The organism is Psychroserpens sp. AS72 (assembly GCF_038900375.1).
Taxonomy (GTDB): domain Bacteria; phylum Bacteroidota; class Bacteroidia; order Flavobacteriales; family Flavobacteriaceae; genus Psychroserpens.
Window position 1 is genome coordinate 38,213 of record NZ_JBBMRC010000002.1, and the last position, 14,005, is coordinate 52,217.

Annotated in this window: 14 protein-coding genes; 8 read left to right on the plus strand and 6 right to left on the minus strand. The window is 31.3% G+C overall.

Features of this window, described 5'->3' with window-relative positions; genetic code table 11:
- Positions 1-104 precede the first annotated feature (104 nt).
- Positions 105-1,241: an acyltransferase gene (locus WNY78_RS03750; protein WP_342871848.1), complete on the minus strand. Its 1,137-nt coding sequence runs from the start codon at positions 1,239-1,241 to the stop codon at positions 105-107.
- A 38-nt stretch (positions 1,242-1,279) separates the two neighbouring features.
- Between WNY78_RS03750 and WNY78_RS03755 the strand changes: the two genes are divergently transcribed.
- Positions 1,280-2,422 (plus strand): hypothetical protein, encoded by a 1,143-nt coding sequence (locus WNY78_RS03755; protein WP_342871849.1) that lies wholly within the window; start codon positions 1,280-1,282, stop codon positions 2,420-2,422.
- Positions 2,423-2,425: 3 nt separating this feature from the next.
- Positions 2,426-3,019, plus strand: a complete 594-nt coding sequence (locus WNY78_RS03760) for an SCO family protein (RefSeq protein WP_342871850.1) — start codon at positions 2,426-2,428, stop codon at positions 3,017-3,019.
- Here the strand turns inward: WNY78_RS03760 and WNY78_RS03765 are convergent.
- The 5 genes from WNY78_RS03765 to WNY78_RS03785 are packed head-to-tail and all read right to left on the minus strand — an operon-like array spanning position 3,016 to position 8,392.
- A complete protein-coding gene (locus tag WNY78_RS03765) occupies positions 3,016-3,213 on the minus strand; it encodes a hypothetical protein (RefSeq protein ID WP_342871851.1) in 198 nt (65 codons plus the stop codon). The genes WNY78_RS03760 and WNY78_RS03765 overlap by 4 nt on opposite strands.
- Complete coding sequence (locus WNY78_RS03770) at positions 3,214-4,167, minus strand: MoxR family ATPase (protein ID WP_342871852.1); 954 nt, start codon at positions 4,165-4,167, stop codon at positions 3,214-3,216. It lies immediately after the preceding gene.
- A gap of 2 nt (positions 4,168-4,169) precedes the next feature.
- The gene (locus WNY78_RS03775) at positions 4,170-5,609 is read right to left on the minus strand and encodes a peptidylprolyl isomerase (RefSeq protein WP_342871853.1); all 1,440 of its coding nucleotides are present in this window, start codon (positions 5,607-5,609) and stop codon (positions 4,170-4,172) included.
- The gene (locus WNY78_RS03780; protein WP_342871854.1) at positions 5,593-6,444 is read right to left on the minus strand and encodes a peptidyl-prolyl cis-trans isomerase; all 852 of its coding nucleotides are present in this window, start codon (positions 6,442-6,444) and stop codon (positions 5,593-5,595) included. The genes WNY78_RS03775 and WNY78_RS03780 overlap by 17 nt, the downstream gene beginning before the upstream one ends.
- Position 6,445: 1 nt before the next feature.
- Positions 6,446-8,392, minus strand: a complete 1,947-nt coding sequence (locus tag WNY78_RS03785; RefSeq protein WP_342871855.1) for a peptidylprolyl isomerase — start codon at positions 8,390-8,392, stop codon at positions 6,446-6,448.
- Positions 8,393-8,697: 305 nt separating this feature from the next.
- Here WNY78_RS03785 and WNY78_RS03790 point away from each other — a divergent pair, with 305 nt between their 5' ends.
- The 6 genes from WNY78_RS03790 to WNY78_RS03815 all read left to right on the plus strand — a co-directional run bounded on the left by WNY78_RS03790 (position 8,698) and on the right by WNY78_RS03815 (position 13,987).
- Positions 8,698-9,153, plus strand: coding sequence for an SRPBCC family protein (locus tag WNY78_RS03790; RefSeq protein WP_342871856.1), 456 nt, complete (start codon positions 8,698-8,700; stop codon positions 9,151-9,153).
- Complete coding sequence (locus WNY78_RS03795) at positions 9,146-9,382, plus strand: hypothetical protein (protein WP_342871857.1); 237 nt, start codon at positions 9,146-9,148, stop codon at positions 9,380-9,382. The genes WNY78_RS03790 and WNY78_RS03795 overlap by 8 nt, the downstream gene beginning before the upstream one ends.
- 140 nt (positions 9,383-9,522) lie before the next feature.
- Positions 9,523-11,379: a M1 family metallopeptidase gene (locus WNY78_RS03800; RefSeq protein ID WP_342871858.1), complete on the plus strand. Its 1,857-nt coding sequence runs from the start codon at positions 9,523-9,525 to the stop codon at positions 11,377-11,379.
- 117 nt (positions 11,380-11,496) lie between these two features.
- Positions 11,497-11,961, plus strand: a complete 465-nt coding sequence (locus WNY78_RS03805; protein WP_342871859.1) for a TerB family tellurite resistance protein — start codon at positions 11,497-11,499, stop codon at positions 11,959-11,961.
- Positions 11,962-12,081: 120 nt separating this feature from the next.
- The gene (locus WNY78_RS03810) at positions 12,082-12,969 is read left to right on the plus strand and encodes a 2-dehydropantoate 2-reductase N-terminal domain-containing protein (protein WP_342871860.1); all 888 of its coding nucleotides are present in this window, start codon (positions 12,082-12,084) and stop codon (positions 12,967-12,969) included.
- 313 nt (positions 12,970-13,282) lie between these two features.
- Positions 13,283-13,987 carry an alpha/beta fold hydrolase gene (locus tag WNY78_RS03815; RefSeq protein ID WP_342871861.1) on the plus strand — a complete coding sequence of 235 codons (705 nt, stop codon included), beginning with the start codon at positions 13,283-13,285 and terminating at the stop codon, positions 13,985-13,987.
- Positions 13,988-14,005 lie beyond the last annotated feature (18 nt).

A 14,005-nucleotide genomic window follows, 5' to 3' on the forward strand; every position in this document is an offset into this window, starting at 1 on the left:
GTAAAAAAGTATGCAGATACATCAATAAAAGGAGTGAAATCCAAACTTTAATTGATAATTTAACAATTATATTAGGTCAAAATTATATAATTAACAACTAAACGTTATTTAAAACGATTCTTAATTTTATGAGTATCTCTAAGATTCGTCATTGGTCTTTCAAAAAACGTATAGAGTAAATAAGAAGTAATTAAAGTAAGTAGTACATAAATTGAAAGGTAAATCATGAGTTTTGAGCTTGATAAACCTTCCGTAGGAAAAAAATGTTTCATTAATTGCATCACCACAGAATAGTGAATTAAATACATTGAATACGAAATCAAACTAATGATCGTAACGGGAACTAAAATCATTTTAGGTGCCGATTTAATTTGTGACAACAAAGGAAGTGTAAAAGCTATCGCGATAGAATGTATTGGTAGATATAAAACATTCCAAAAAAATGGATGCGTTTCTATAAAGATACGCTGTGATGGTATTACAATATTGAGACCTAAAAACAATAGTCCTCCAATTATGAAAAATAAGATTCTAAATCGTCTCCAAAAATTGGGTTTAATTAGAGAAATGCAGGCAGCTAGAACTCCATAATAAATTGCATCTATTCTATAGATAGTAACAGCTTTTAAATTCACATTCCAAAACATCATATCTGTTCCTCGATGATTTATGTTATAATACACTTTAGTCATCAAGAAGAAAAGTATTATAACACACGTTACGATACAAAACAGTCTAGATTTGTTGATTTTCAATTTCAGAAACAACACGAGATACAATAGAAATGGTCCAACGATATAAGCAAATTCTTCAATTGGTAAACTCCATGATTCTCCAAAAAACAAGGGCATTTCCCATGAGAAGTTTTGCATAAAAAAGAAGTATTGCCATAAATTTTCTGGCAAACTTGTTCCTAAAAATAATGCTAAAAGCACATTAAATACTAGAATTAAACAGTAGTTAGGTAAGGTTCTAAACCAACGTCTTACCCAGAAATAGGTGATTTGTTTTCGAGTAAATTCCGAAGACACAAAAAGAATATAAATGAGTCGTCCAATGAGAAAACCACTCAACACAAAAAAGATTTCTACACCAATTACTCCAGCCAAACTCATTACATCTGTGAGTACGTTTTTTGTCTGCGGAAAAATCCAAACCGCATGTGAACAAACTACTAACACAATAGCTACTGCTCTCATGATGTCTAATCCAAAAATTCGTTTCTCGTAGTTAATCTTCATTTTTTTTATAAATGTGGTTTCATTACATTTGATTATATATGAAAAGACGATCTAAATTTATACTAATTTTTCTGGTTTTAATTCTTGCTGGTGGATTTATTTATTTCAAATCCCTAAAGACAAGACATCAAGAATTAATAAAATCTAAAGTCTATTACACTTTGGGTATAGTAGATTCTGAATGGAAAACAGACCTAACCGATAATAGCGTCACCTTCACCACACCTACTTTTGTGATTAGTAATATTTACAAATCTATGGAAGGCCCAAAATCTGATCAATTTGTAGTAATTGATAGCGACCAAGAAGAATTATTATGGTTAACGTCTTTTAAAACCAATGCGGTTTCATCTAATGAGCAACGTAAAATGTCTAATGATTTTGTGTGTCATACTAATTTTGAATATCGAGATGCTGAGCATTACAACCGTTGGAATATGACTGAACGCATCAATTCTCAATATCCTAGAATTACGTCAATAAGTAATGGTGTTGAAGAATTTGAGTTACCTAACGGATTTGGTTTCCCAGTGTTTTCTAACGAACGCCTTTTTATTAATGCGCAAGCACTTAATCATAATATCACAGATTCTACGTTTAATATCAAGCATAAAATTAAGATTGGTTTTACAAAGAACAGTGACAAAACACTAATTCCGTTGCAACCAAAAACAGTTTTTATGATGTTTCCTTATGATCCTCAAAATCCATTTCAAGGTCCAACCGAACAACTTCCTAATGCATGTATTCCTGTAGAAACTAAAAATCATTCGTATTTAGATAACGACGGAAATGCGCTTTCGGGACATTGGATTATTAAACCAGGAAAACATAGTTATACGTATGATGCATCTCAACAATTACAAATAAAAGATAGTATTAGATTACATCAAATCACGTCTCATTTACATCCTTTTGCAGACCGTTTTAAACTGAAAGATAAAACTACAGGAGAAGTTATTTACGATTGTAATAGTGAAAATTTCACAGATAAGATTGGGTTAAAAAACACACCATCATTTTCTAGTCAAAAAGGAATTTGGATGTATAATGATCACATTTATGAAATGCTTTTAGAAGTTGATAACATTACAGATAATGATCAAGAAATGATGGCAAGCATGGCAATTTTCTATTATGATGCTGAAATGGATACTAAAATCAAAGAATTAAAACTATAGCTTTTGAAAATTAAATTGATTTTAGTTTTTCTTGTTGTATTGATGTCTTGCAATAACAAAACTTCAGAGCTTCCTATTTTGAGTTATAATTATATAGACGGAAAAAAGGAATACTATAAAATTGATCAATTAGAATTCACAAATCAGGATGGAGAAACGATAACTTCATCTTCTACGGAAGGTAACGTGCATACTATGAATTTCTTCTTCACGAGTTGTCCTTCTATTTGTCCACCAATGCGAATAAAACAACAGGAAATTGCGGAGACGTTTTCCGAAGAAAAAGGATTTAAGCAATACTCAATTTCTATAGATTATAAAAATGATACGGTAGATCAACTCAAACATCATGCTGAACTTCACAACATCAAATCAGCGCAATGGAATTTACTGCGAGCAACTTCCGAAGAACAATTAGAAAAGATCGCAAATTTGTTAAAAACGAACTTCAAACCTAATGAAGATGGTACAGATTTTTACCACTCTAGCTATGTTGCTTTAATTGATAAAGAGCAATATATACGTGGTTTTTATGATATTTTGTTGGATGAAGAAGTTGAACTTCTAAAACAAGATATTAATAGTTTACTCGACTAGTTTTTATTACTATACATCATTTTAATTAGCACAACAATTGCTATCAAAATTGCAAGCAACTCCAAGAGTGTTCCAATGGTCAAAATCATTGCACCATATGGCCAATGTTGGATTTTAAAAAGGGCACCTAATATGGTTGCTCCAATTCCTAAAAGAAGAATGATTGCTGCTGGTATGAGTTTTTTTAGATTCATTTAAAACAAGCTCTTAATGATTTGTTCATCTGTAATACCTTCCGCTTCGGCTTTGTAGTTTTTGATAATTCTGTGACGTAAAATCCCAGAAGCTACTGCTTGTACATTCTCGATATCTGGAGAAAATTTACCATTAATAGCAGCATGTGTTTTGGCTGCTAAAATTAAATTTTGAGAAGCTCTTGGTCCTGCTCCCCAATCTACAAATTCAGCAACAAGCTCTGAAGCTGTTGAAGCTTTTGGTCTTGTTTTACTCACCATTTTTACGGCATATTCAATCACATTATCTGCAACAGGAATACGTCGAATAACATTTTGAAAATCTATAATTTCTTGAGATGTAAACAATGAGTTTACAGTTGCTTTATGATCTGAAGTTGTTGCTTTCACAACCTGAACTTCTTCAGCAAAAGAAGGATATTCTAAATTAATAGCAAACATAAAACGGTCTAATTGCGCTTCTGGTAAAGGATATGTTCCTTCTTGCTCAATTGGGTTTTGAGTTGCTAATACAAAATATGGTAAATCTAATTTATAATTATGTCCAGAAACAGTAACAGAACGTTCTTGCATAGCTTCTAATAAAGCTGCTTGTGTTTTTGGAGGAGTACGATTGATCTCATCTGCCAAAATAATATTGGCAAAGATTGGACCTTTTATAAATTTAAAATGTCTGTTTTCATCTAAGATTTCACTACCTAGAATATCACTAGGCATTAAATCTGGTGTAAATTGAATACGTTTAAAATCTAAACCTAAGGCTTGCGCAATTGTGTTTACCATTAAGGTTTTTGCCAAACCAGGAACACCAATTAATAAAGAGTGACCTCCAGAAAATATAGAAATAAGAATCTGATTTACAACCTCATCTTGACCAACAATAACTTTGGCAACTTCGGTTTTTAAGGCATTATACTTTTTAACAAACTGTTCTATTGCAGCAACGTCAGACATATTTATTCTTTTTCAGTTTTTAACCAGTTACTATTAAACTCGCAACCTTTATAATCATCATTGATTTTTACATAGGTATCTGCAATTTTTTCTTCTTGCCAAATTCCTATTGCTTTAAATTGCTTCTCTTGCAATGCCAACGATTTGATTTTTAGATAATCACGAGCAAAATCTGCTTTATGATCTTCAGTTCTATCTGTAACAGTTAATATTTTAAATTTAATTGGATTAATTCTATCCTGATCTTGTAATACTAAACTAATTTCATTGTCTGCTAAATCTTGAATTTGCCCATATAATTCAGGATCCATTTTTGTTAATTCTAAACTAGAATCTTGTGTATATGGGTTGATTAATTGACCGCCTTCAAACTTCGTTTCTTCTTCATCACTAAACTCACGAGCAGCATCTGCAAACGTTAAATCTCCAGATTCTATACGTTCTTTTACTTTCGTGATTTTTTCTTTAGCTGCTAATACAGATTCATTAGTGATTTCTGGACGCAATAAGATGTGTCTCACGTCATATTCTTGACCTCTAATTTTTTCTAATAAAATAATGTGAAATCCAAAATCTGTTTCAAAAGGTTCAGATATTTCTCCTTCTTGTAATGAAAATGCAACATCACGAAACTCTTTTACCATTTGAGGACGTTTTCTATTAAGTGTGTAAGCACCACCTTTAGAACGAGCTGCAGTATCATCTGAATAAAACACAGCTTTTGTTGTAAAACTAGCTCCATTTTCTATGACATCTGCTTTATATTCTTTAAGTCTATCAATTACCGCTTGTTTAGCTTCTTCAGATACTTCTGGAATCACAACAATTTGAGCTACTTTAAGTTCTGTACCAAAAATTGGTAATGAATCTTTTGGGATACTATTATAATATTCTCTAACCTCTTCTGGAGTTACCTCAACGTCTTCAACAATTTTACGTTGCATATCACCAGCTAACTTTGCGTTCTTGTTAATTTCAAACATTTCTTCACGTAAACTTTGCTCACTATCCTTATTGTAGAATTCTAAAAGCTCTGTCATAGAACCTCCTTTTTGCTCTAAGAAAGCACTAATTTGCTGTTCTATATTAGAACGAATCTCTAGTTCGTTTACTGTAATACTATCTTGTATGGCATGGTGAGCGTACAATTTGTCTTCTAGCAATTTTCCGAAGAGCTGACATCTAGAAATCTCTTTTATAGAAACACCTCTAGCTTGTAACTGTATATACTCTTTATCGATATCTGAATCTAAGACCACAAAATCTCCAACTACAGCAGCAACACCATCCACTTTTTGGCGACCAGTATTAGTACCAGTCGTATCTCTTTGTTTTTTTGATGTATCAACCACATCTTCAATAATTTCTTGTGCTATTGAGAAATTCACAGCAAAAATTGTTACAACAAACGCTGTAATAATTGATTTATTTATAGACTTCAAATTGTTTATTTTTAATTGCATCTTTAGTAATATCTTTTTCTAGTTGTTTTATCAACTCTAATTTTCTTTTGTTAATTACAATTTGTTTAATTGTAGGTTTTACGTACTCTAAAGGCGCCAAATCATTTTGAGAAAGGACGTCTTCAATTTGCATCAAATATAGGTCTAATGAATCTTTGAGTTGTACATAATTAGATTTTTTTAACAGTTCTTTTTTGTTTTCAGAATTTAGAACTTTAATTTTTTCGGTAATCTGCGACGCTTTAATCCATATGGAGTCATTAAGAGAATAACTTTTAAACTGAACAGATATAGAATCTAGAAAGCGTTTGTCTGCCGAATCAAAACGTTTAAATCGTTTTTTTATATCATCTTCATTAATTGCATTTTGCGGAATCGTTATATATCTAAACTTCACTAATTCTTCATTAAGCTTAAAAGTTTCTTGATTAGCTTCATATACTGCTTGAGCTTGCGCGATAGTCATTGAGGTGTCAATACTTTTTTTAACAAGAGCCTCAAGAAATGCTTTAGTATATAAATCGTTTTTATATTGTTTGATGAGTTTATTAAAATCGGCTTGTTTGTCTTCAGATAAATTTCGCTCTGCACCATCTAACAACAGTTGTTGTGTTGCCCAACGATTAATAAAACTATTAACGATCTGCAAACTATCATTTACAGGAGTACCTTCTGCTACGATACCTTCAATATCATCTAAATACAGGTAGTTTTCATCAACTCTAGCCAAAGGGATTCTATCGTCGGTTTCTTTAAAGAAATCGCATGATATTAATAATAAAGCCAATAATAGTATTACAATGAGTTGTTTCAACTTAGTTTTTTAAAATTTGTTTTTTGACTCGTTTTAATATTTTATTATCAACAATCACTTTAAAGCGTTCATTAAGTGATGCAACCCAATTATCTTCTATGTAATTTTGATAATCACTCACCACTTTACCTTTTGCTTCTTCAAGTGTTTTTTTACTGGAAGGCATGACTTCTTTTACAAGTACCACATGGTATGAATCATTGTGCTCATAAATTTGAGAGACTCCTTTTTTAAATTCAAAATCCTTTGGCAATGCTTGATTTCCTTCTTCAAAAACATTAGCGGTAGAAATCACATTAGGATTATCTTCTTTATTTATTGATGCTATAATATCTTCTACGGAAATATCTTTTTTCAACTCACTTTGAGCTTTTTCAATTGTTTCTTTTGACACCGAAGATAAAATGACTGCATCTACTCTATTACTCCATATATAATTAGAGGTGTTATCATCATAGAATTTTTGAAGCCCTACAGAATCTTTTGCAGCTGCATTCCAAACTTCTTTTTCCATGAGATCGAACAATAACAAGCCGTCACGATATTCTTTTAAGACAAAAGCAAAATCTTCATTTTCAAATTCTAGATTATCTTCATGATATTTTAAAACTTGTTCTTCAAAAAAGTCGTCATATTCAGTTTTTAAAAGTGTTTTATAATCTACTAATCTATTATGATATGTACGTTGATTAGACATTAAGTGATCTGCAAAGTCTTTATAGGTAATTTCCGTATCACGAATGGTAATTATTGAACCCTCTTTTATATCTTCTGGTGTTCTCCATGATTGTTTAAAAAATCCATCAGTAAGAATAGTTTCCATATAAGCCAACCCTTCTTTTTTATGTTCTTTAACTTCGTATTTTGTCACTAGCTTTTTCACCAATGCAGAGTTTATAAGTTCTGATCTAGAATCACGCTTAACTCTATTTTGAAGTTCATTTTTAACCTCTTCAAAAGGTTGAATTCCTTTTTTATTAATTAATTTAACAATATGCCAACCATAATCTGATTTGAAAGGCTTAGACATATCTCCTTTGTTTTCTAAAGAGAATGCCACATTTTCAAATTCTTTAGAACGCAATTGACCACCTGTAAAAGGTGCTAAGGCTCCACCTTTTTGAGACGAGCTCTTATCATCTGAAAACTGCTTAGCCAATGATTCAAATTTTTCGCCTTGCTCTAATTTTTTATAGATTTGATTGATACGTGTTTCTGAATTAACAGTGCTATCTTTTTGTTTAATAGACACCATTATATGAGCCACAGTTACTTCTCCTAAAGATTTACGCTTTTCAAAAACTTTAACAACATGATATCCAAAACGAGTTCTAAAAGGCATTGACACTTCTCCAACAGGCGTATTAAATGCAGCAGACTCAAATGGGTATACCATTTTAAACCCACCAAAATATCCTAAGTCTTCAGCAAAAACACTTTTGCCATCATGCACCTCTTTTTGTACAGCTTCAAAACCTTCTTTAATAACACGTTCACGTAATTTTAATACTTTATTATAAATAGCTAAAGTATCATCTTTAACAGATTCATCTAAACGAACCAAAATATGTGATGCTTTCACATCATTTGTTGTGCGTTCATAAGCTTCTCTTACTAAAGCATCTGTCACTTTATTGTCAGACATGTAGTTTTTAGTCAACTGCTTTTTATAATTATTAAATTCTCTAATATATTTTGCATCTTCATCTAGACCTAAACGACGTGCTTCTTTTACTTTTAATTGGTAATTAATAAACAACTTTAAATAAGCATCAATGTCTTTTTGGCTCTCATCTTTTACAAGGTCTAAGTTTTTATTATAGACTCTTATAAACTCTGAAGCCATTACAGCATCACCATCAACTGTAAATAATACGTCATCTTTTTCTACTTGTGCTTGCGCAAAAAAAGTGAAACAAAAACAAACAATAGTTATTAATAATTTCATTCTAATATATTTAATTTAAAAAGTTGTAGTACATCCATCATACCAAAAAGAGTTGTATGATAGATATTTATGTTTTATTCATACCATTGGATTAGTATGTCCAATTTCAGCAAAAATAAAACAATTGTCATATAAAACAAGTCGCTTTTAACAAACGTTAAGACATTATATGTATTGTAATGATTTATAGGTTTAAATCACAAGTCTAACCACTTGTCTAATATTATGGTTATTGAACTTTCAAACGCCTATTTATTTAGGGAATTACTTATCTTTGAAGTTAGAATAATCCCTCTACATTCAAAATGAAATACACTACAGAAATAAAGGTTGAAGTGCCTTTAGATGAGTTCATCAAAAAGATGGACAATGTTGATAACATGAAACATTGGCAACGTGGATTAGTTTCTGCAGAGCATATTTCTGGAGACCTTGGTCAATTAGGTGCTAAAATGAAACTCACGTATCAATTTGGATCACGTAAAATGGAAATTATTGAAACCATTACAAAACGTAATTTACCAAACGAATTTCATGCTAATTACACTATGAAATCCATGCAAAATATACAGCAAAACTATTTTGAAAGAACCACTAACGGATTTACAAAATGGACATCCTCTAGTGAGTTTGTGCCTTTAAATTTCAAAATGAGACTTATGTTATTTTTTATGCCTAGAGCCTTCAAAAAGCAATCACGAAACTATATGCAAGATTTTAAAAATTTTGCTGAAAAAGGAACCTCTGTAACCAATGCGTAAACTAAAACTCTTATGGGACTTTAGAGGTCCAGATGCTCTAAAAATTGCAGAGCACCACGAAAAACATCTCAAAGAATTTATTGCCATTAAAAAGACAAATCTTAACATTACCGGATTTGAACAACTCAATGATTTGCATAGTATTGCATTTATGGTTGTGACAGATGATGAAATGAAACCTATTAGAGATGCTCTCAAACCACATCGTGGCACGTTGTATCAAGACTAAGATTATCTCAGTTTTTTAATTAACGATTAAGTCTTCTTTATTACAGATAAAATATTTACTTTTCAGTCCATGAAGTGATTTAAACGTTTTTCATTTAAATCACTCCTACTATAAATTTTCACGATTTTCAATTTTATATTATGAAAAAACAAACGCTTTTATATGCGCTAATTATTCTTGCTTTTAATTGTGCTGAAGAAAAAAAAGAAACACCTACAACTCTTAAGTATGTTAAAGAATCACACTCAAATGCTAAACCAAATGAGGCAGTCATTAAACACTTAGATTTAGATATTGTTGTTGATTTTGAAACTCAGGTTATTGATGGTAAAGCCACTTACACTATTGAAAGTACTAATGCTTCGGAAATTGTCCTAGACACAAAGTATTTAGATATTATTAGTACAGAAGCAGATGGCAAACCAGCAGAATTTAAATTAGAACCATTTAATAAACAATTAGGACAGGCTTTGCGTATTCCAATTTCCGAAGACACAAAACAAATTACAATACACTATAAAACCACAGATAAAACTGAAGCTTTGCAATGGTTGAGCCCTCAGCAAACAGCAGACAAAACGAATCCGTTTTTATTTACTCAAGGTCAGGCAATTTTAACGAGAACTTGGATTCCTATACAAGATAGTCCACAAATTCGTATTACTTATAACGCAAAAGTGGTTGTGCCTAAAGATTTAATGGCAGTTATGAGTGCCGAAAATCCAAAAGAAAAATCGGCAGATGGTGTCTATCACTTTAAAATGAAACAACCTATTTCGCCTTACCTTATTGCGTTAGCTGTTGGAGATATAGAGTATAAACCTGTGAGCAAACGCACTGGTGTTTATGCTGAAAAATCTATGATTGATAAAGCGCAAGCAGAATTCATTGACATGGAAAAAATGGTTGCAGCTGCTGAGAATTTATATGGAGCATACGATTGGGATCAATTTGATGTGATTGTTTTACCTCCAAGTTTTCCGTTTGGTGGTATGGAAAATCCGCGTTTAACCTTTGCAACTCCTACAGTGATTGCAGGAGATAAAAGTCTAACGTCTTTAATTGCTCACGAATTGGCGCACTCATGGTCTGGAAATTTAGTAACTAATGCCACTTGGGATGATTTCTGGCTCAACGAAGGATTTACGGTTTATTTTGAAATTAGAATTATGGAAGCACTCTACGGAAAAGATCGTGCAAACATGATTGCGTTAATTGGTAGACAAGATTTGGAAGAAGAAGTTGAAGGGTTTAAAGACGAACCAGATATGACAAAACTCAAATTAAATTTAAGTGATAAAAATCCTGATGATGGTATGAACAGTATTGCTTATGATAAAGGCTATTTATTTTTAAGAACTCTAGAAGAAACCGTTGGTCGCGAAAAAATGGATGCATTTCTTAAAAGCTATTTTAAAACCAATGCCTTTTCTACAGTTACAACCGAAGGTTTTATAGATTATCTCAACAGTAACTTATTAGAACCAAACAACATTACGTTCAATGTAAACGAATGGATTTACCAACCAGGAATTCCAGACAATCAATCTATAATTGTTTCTAATAAGTTTGAAAATGCTGAGAATACCTTACAATCTTTCTTAGATGCTAAATCTGTTGATGTGTCTAAAACTAAAGATTGGACGACTCAAGAATGGGTACATTTTATTAGAAATTTCCCTGAAACAATTACTACAGATGATTTAGCACGATTAGATACAGCTTTCAATTTTACTAATGCATCAAATTCTCACATTGCAATGGTTTGGTACGAGCAAGCCATTAATCATAATTATCATGGCAATGGAGTTGATCAAAAAATAGAAGATTTTTTAATACGTGTTGGCAGACGTTGGTATGTCTCTACGTTGTTTAAAGCTTTTAAAAAAGCAGATAAGGTTGATGAGGCTTTGGTGATTTATAAAAAGTCTAGACCAAATTATCATAGTGTAACAGCAAATACTATTGATGCGCTTTTGGGATATGATGGGAATTAATTTTGTTCTAAACAGAGTATCAACCTGACTCGAAAACAAGAGCAAGAATTGCATATCAATCCAATAGCGTAAATTTGATTTTAAACTATATTTTTTTTAAAACTATAAAAACTAAACATGGGACTATTTGACCAATTTATAAAACAACCTGAAACTAAAGAAATAACCTATAAACCGCTTTCTGATTATGAAGCTTGGATTGGAATTCTTTATGCTTGTATGTCTGCAGATGGAACTGTAAGCGATGTAGAAATTGATGCGCTTTCGAGAATGATAGTGCTTAAACAAAAGTTTAAAGGAATTGATATCTCACCACTTTACGATTCGGTAGCTGAAGCAAAATTAAAAATTGGTGGAATTGGTTTAGTTGAAGTCTGCGCTGAATATGTTAATGAAAATGATAAAGACACTTTATTTTCTATGGCAATTGAAATCGTATTAGCTGATGGAATTCTTGAAAAAGATGAAGAAAAAGTGATTGAGTTAATCGCCAACCGAATGAAAATTAATATGGAATTAGTTGAAAAAATAATTCAAGTCATGTTAATTAGAAATAGAGGGAATGTTGTAATTGTTGATTAATAAATCGTCACTAACAATATATTCTACCCATTGTTAAGGTTGTTCACACACAACATTGTGAATCTTCGTGTTTTCACATTTCCATAACGCTTTGTTACTTTTTTAATAAAGGGAACTCAAATGAACACTAAAACACAAATCGGCATTTTAGGCGTTGGAGCCATTGGAACAGTCATAGCTTGTTATTTAAATAAGAAAACAGGTAATGAATTGTTCTATTTCAGCAGAACAAAGAAAGAGCAACTCAAGCTCATCACACATAATGCAAGTCTTTGCACAGCTATAGAAACTCATACCTCAAATTCTAAAATTCATCAACTAGATTGGTTAATTATCTGCATAAAAGCACATCAATACGAAGGTGCAAAACACTGGTTTACACCATTAATTCAACCAAAAACTAAAGTTGTAGTCATTAGAAACGGACTTCAATTAAAAGAACCAATCTTACCTTTTACTTCGGAACAAAACATATTAGAATGCATCATAGACTGTCCGACTGAGCTAGTTAAAAATAAATATTATAAAACCCTTAAAACACCTTTACTAACAGTTCCTAAAAGCACTTTAGCAAACACATTTGAATTACTTTTTAATACCTCGGAAATTGACATTCTCCAAGTACAAGATTTCAAAACCCAATGCTGGAAAAAACTTTGTGAAAGTGCAACACTTGGAGCAATTCTTTGTTTACATAACGATACGTGTAGAATTTTTAAATCTAAAAGCGTTCAAAAACAATATAGAAATCTAATTGCAGAAACCATAAAAGTTGCCGTAGCTGATGGTGCGAAAATAGAAGCTAATTTTTCAAACAATATACTTACCAAAATTTTGAACTATCCTGATACAAAAGGAAGCTCTATGTTAACTGATTTGCGCAATAACAAACTTCTAGAATTAGATGCAAAAAATGGTATTATTTCTCAATTAGGTAAACAATATAACATTGAGACTCGTTTAAATGATTCTATAATTATAAAATTGAAGTCAGAAATTAAAAACTAACTAATAAAGTTGAATCTCATAACTTTAGTAGCTTGAGAAACATTATTAATTTCTTAATGAACTATCAAATTTCATTCGAAAATTAAATTATATTCAATAAACGCAAGCTTTTTACTCACAATCTTTAAAAATAAAAACTCGCTTCAAATATTGTTAAAAAATAAATTTAAAAAAACGATATTAGTTTATTATTACTAAGATTAAATAGCTACATAACACATTGATTAATAACATAATCATATTAGCTCTATTTAATTGAAATAATGTAGTTTTGCACACTTAAATTTTAAATAACTAACTAAAAATTAAACTCTTGAAGGAATCTCATCATAAATGGTATTCACCAACCTTAAGTAAAGATATAGAAATGCTTGTTTTTGGACATTCTGGTTACCCAGTAATCTTATTTCCAACCACAATGGGAAAACACAATGAGTGTAGAGACATGAAACTTGTAGAATCTGCAAGATGGTTTGTTGAGCAAGGTTTGGTTACTATATATTGTCCAGATAGTATCAACGAATTGAGTTGGTATAATAAAAAAATTCATCCTGCAGATCGTGCTAAAAATCATGCATGGTATGATGAGTTCATCATGAATGAGCTCGTTAATAAAATTTGTGATGAAAAAGGCTTACAAAAAGTGGCTGTTGCTGGTCCTAGTTTTGGAGGTTACCAAGCTGCAAATTTTGCATTCAGACATCCAGAACGTGTAAGTCATATGTTTAGTATGAGTGGTTCTTTTGACATCAAATCTTTTGTAGGAGATTATTATGATGATAATGTCTTCTTTAATAATCCTATAGATTTTTTACCAGGAAATAATCATCCAGATTTATGGAATATGAAAATTGTTCTAGGTGTAGGTGAACGAGATATTTGTTTGGACGCAAATAAAAAAATGGCTGGTATATTAACCCAAAAAAACATACCTTTTTGGTACGATGAACATAAATGGGCAGAACATGATTGGCCATTATGGAATCGTATGTTTCCACACTACTTATCTAAATTATAAACTAATTAATCCAACACA

Coding starts and splice junctions, on each gene's coding strand:
- WNY78_RS03750 (WP_342871848.1), bottom strand. CDS start 1,241: ATGAAGATTAACTACGAGAAACGAATTTTTGGATTAGACATCATGAGA.
- WNY78_RS03755 (WP_342871849.1), top strand. CDS start 1,280: ATGAAAAGACGATCTAAATTTATACTAATTTTTCTGGTTTTAATTCTT.
- WNY78_RS03765 (WP_342871851.1), bottom strand. CDS start 3,213: ATGAATCTAAAAAAACTCATACCAGCAGCAATCATTCTTCTTTTAGGA.
- WNY78_RS03770 (WP_342871852.1), bottom strand. CDS start 4,167: ATGTCTGACGTTGCTGCAATAGAACAGTTTGTTAAAAAGTATAATGCC.
- WNY78_RS03785 (WP_342871855.1), bottom strand. CDS start 8,392: ATGAAATTATTAATAACTATTGTTTGTTTTTGTTTCACTTTTTTTGCG.
- WNY78_RS03790 (WP_342871856.1), top strand. CDS start 8,698: ATGAAATACACTACAGAAATAAAGGTTGAAGTGCCTTTAGATGAGTTC.
- WNY78_RS03795 (WP_342871857.1), top strand. CDS start 9,146: ATGCGTAAACTAAAACTCTTATGGGACTTTAGAGGTCCAGATGCTCTA.
- WNY78_RS03800 (WP_342871858.1), top strand. CDS start 9,523: ATGAAAAAACAAACGCTTTTATATGCGCTAATTATTCTTGCTTTTAAT.
- WNY78_RS03805 (WP_342871859.1), top strand. CDS start 11,497: ATGGGACTATTTGACCAATTTATAAAACAACCTGAAACTAAAGAAATA.
- WNY78_RS03810 (WP_342871860.1), top strand. CDS start 12,082: ATGAACACTAAAACACAAATCGGCATTTTAGGCGTTGGAGCCATTGGA.